Source organism: Gammaproteobacteria bacterium (genome assembly GCA_013001575.1).
Classification (GTDB): Bacteria; Pseudomonadota; Gammaproteobacteria; order Steroidobacterales; family JABDMI01; genus JABDMI01.
The window spans coordinates 1-3,188 of record JABDMI010000125.1; the positions used below are offsets into that span (position 1 = coordinate 1).

Here is a 3,188-nt window from a genome sequence, read left to right on the forward strand (position 1 = left end):
AAACACTCCATCACCAAAGTAGACAAACAAGCGGATCTGGAAAAAGTTATGGGACCTTACATGCCAAAAACCCGTTATCTGATGCCCAATCAGGTAGAAACATTTTTTCCCTGTTTACCGGACTAGAAAGGTCTTTAGGATATGAACGCAGTACTGTATGTCTTACCGGTTTTTCTACTCCTGATTGTTGCAGAGTTAGTAGCATCGAAGCTGATCAAACGACAGGTGTATCGACTCAACGATGCCATTACCAGCATCAGCATCGGTTATATCAGCGAGTTCATTCGCGGCTTGGTTAAACTGGTCACATTCGGAATCTACGCGATTTTGGAAACCAAGGTCGGTCAGATCGATTTTCAGAATACCGATCCACTTGCCTGGATACTCGCGTTCATATTGTATGATTTCTTCTATTACTGGATGCACCGTGCCGGGCACGAGATCAATCTGCTGTGGGGCGCACACAGTGTGCATCATTCCAGTGAATATTTTAATATGTCCACGGCCATGCGCCAGTCGGCCACCACGGTGTTTTATAACTGGATCTTTTATCTTCCCATGGCGGTGCTTGGCATTCCGTGGTTTGTTTTTGTGGTCACCTCATTTGCCAGTTTGTTCTATCAATACTGGGTGCATACCGAACTGATCCCGAAAATGGGCTGGTTTGACCGTGTATTTGTCTCACCATCCAATCATCGTGTGCACCACGGGCAGAATAGTTACTGCATAGACAAGAATTATGGCGCGACCCTGATCTTGTGGGACCGACTGTTTGGCACTTACGCCGAGGAGCAGGATCAAGAGCCGGTCATATACGGTATACGCAGCAAGGTAAAAAGCTGGAATCCAGTCTGGGCCAATCTTTTTGTGTTTAACAAGGTTTTCTCTTCATTTGCAGAGACCAAAGGCTGGAAAAACAAGTTAATGCGATTATTTGGACCACCCGGATGGGAGCCAGAAACCGGTGCTGTGGTAAAAACACAGTTTGAGCCGACCGAGTTTCAAAAGTACGACACCCAAACAAGTCCGGCACAAAGTTTTTACACCTGGGTATCCTATTTGAGTCTGAGTGTGTTCTTTTACCATTTTTTGACCATTGCCTACAGTATGCCGGTTTGGCCAAGAATCGCCTACGGCTGTTTGATCGGGCTACAGGCTTTTTGTATTGGCGGCGTTCTGGAAAACAAACGACTGATACGAAATCTGGATATATTCAGAGGCATCTCGGTATTTTGTGCATTGATCGCAAATTGGTGGTTCTCAGAAGTCAGCATGTCTGGTCTGGTTTTGGCGATCACGGGAATGATCCTTTTTATTATTGCACATGTTTATTTATACAAAGAAGAACGCCAAACACGTGATAGTACTGTCGAAATTCCGGCATGAATTCCCTGGTCGTCACTGAAGGTATTTTGCTTTCGATTTGCCTGTATGGATTTTGGGTATCCGATCGAACCCAGAAAGCTTTGCTAATGGTTTTGGTTCTAATCGGTTTGGCCGCCTTACTGGGTTTACTGAAGTTTTCCGGAATTTTACCTCTGCCGGAACTGCATGCCTTGTTGGCCATGTTGTCATCCTGTGTGGCTTTACCGTTGTTGGCCGTCACAATGGTTTGGCCAACTGGACCCGTGAGTAAAACCCTGCGCTATATGAGTATATTCAGTTTTATTATGGCTTTTATCGGCGTGATGCTGGTGACGATTGGTGAATTTACCCTGTGGCGAACTATTTGTGCATTAATTTCAGCACTTGTAATCCTGTTGGCCGGATTGTGGCGAAAACAATGGCTGGTATTCATAGCCGGAGTTTTATTGGTAGTCGCATTGGCTGTACTTGGCGCACAAAAAAACGTTTTAGGATTATTGGCAGTCGACTGGATGCATTTGCTCCTGTCGGTTTCCTTGGTAGTATTAGTTCTACATTTCAAACAAACAGAAGATCAAAAAATTAATATCAGGAGTGAACAATGAAAGGTTTAATGCAAGATTGGTCATTAACGGTAAACAGAGTAATCGATCACGCCGCCAGAGAACATGGCGAACGCGAGTTGGTCACCCGCAGTGTTGAGGGGCCAATTCGCAGAACCACACTCAAAGATATCTACTCGCGCTCAAAAAAAGTGGCCAAGGCACTGGTTGCTGAAGGCGTGAACAAGGGTGATCGCATCGCCACCATGGCCTGGAATACCGACCGGCATCTGGAAGCCTGGTACGGGATTAACGGTTGTGGTGCGGTGTATCACACCCTGAATCCGCGCCTGTTTGCCGAGCAACTCATCTACATAATGAATCACGCCGAAGACAAGATCCTGTTTGTGGACATCAGCTTTGTTCCCATCATCGCAGCGGTGCACGACAAGCTCGAGACTCTGGAAAAGATCATCGTTTTAACCGATAAAGAACATTTGCCGGAGTCACCGCTGGATCTGGTTGCCTTTGAAGACTGGATCGCCAATGTGGATGACGACTTTGACTGGGTCGAGGTTGATGAGAACGACGCGTCGGGACTGTGTTACACCTCGGGCACCACGGGTAATCCCAAAGGCGTGATGTATTCGCACCGTTCCAACATCATTCACGCGTTTACCGTGAACCAGGGCGACGTGCTGGGCACCAAGTCCACCGATGCGGTGTTGCCAGTGGTGCCGATGTTTCACGCTAATGCCTGGGCCTTGGCGTTTGCCTGTCCCATGGTCGGCGCCAAAATGGTCATGCCGGGCCCTAAAATGGATGGTGAAAGTATTTACGAGTTACTCGAGTCCGAAAAGGTCTCCACCACCGCTGCGGTTCCGTCGGTGTGGTTGATGCTGCTGAATTATTTGGAAAGCACCGGTAAAAAACTTCCCTACTTGAAAAGGGTATTGGTTGGCGGGTCTGCCGCGCCGCGTTACATGATCGAGAAATTCGAAAAAGACTATGAGGTTGAATTCATTCACGGCTGGGGCATGACTGAGATGTCGCCACTCGGCACGGTGTGTAAATTCAAAAGCGGTATGCAGGATTTCAGTGCGGATGAAGCCATTGATCAAAAACTCAAACAAGGCCGCGTGCCGTTCTCGATTGAAATGAAAATTGTTGACGACGCGGGCAACGACTTGCCGCGTGACGGTAAAGCCTTTGGCAAATTGATGGTCAAAGGGCCAGCCGTTGCCAAGCAATATTATCGTCTGGAACAATCCATTCTGGATG

3 protein-coding genes are annotated in these 3,188 nt (G+C 47.5%); all 3 read left to right on the forward strand.

Going from position 1 to position 3,188, the window contains the following annotated elements; all coding sequences use genetic code 11:
• The first annotated feature begins 141 nt into the window (after positions 1-141).
• The gene (locus HKN88_09850) at positions 142-1,386 is read left to right on the forward strand and encodes a sterol desaturase family protein (GenBank protein ID NNC98360.1); all 1,245 of its coding nucleotides are present in this window, start codon (positions 142-144) and stop codon (positions 1,384-1,386) included.
• Positions 1,383-1,970 (forward strand): hypothetical protein, encoded by a 588-nt coding sequence (locus HKN88_09855; GenBank protein ID NNC98361.1) that lies wholly within the window; start codon positions 1,383-1,385, stop codon positions 1,968-1,970. Before HKN88_09850 ends, HKN88_09855 begins: the two co-directional genes overlap by 4 nt.
• Positions 1,967-3,188: AMP-binding protein (locus HKN88_09860; GenBank protein NNC98362.1), on the forward strand; the 1,222-nt coding region annotated here is incomplete at its 3' end. The genes HKN88_09855 and HKN88_09860, both read left to right, overlap by 4 nt.

Coding starts and splice junctions, on each gene's coding strand:
- HKN88_09850 (NNC98360.1), top strand. CDS start 142: ATGAACGCAGTACTGTATGTCTTACCGGTTTTTCTACTCCTGATTGTT.
- HKN88_09855 (NNC98361.1), top strand. CDS start 1,383: ATGAATTCCCTGGTCGTCACTGAAGGTATTTTGCTTTCGATTTGCCTG.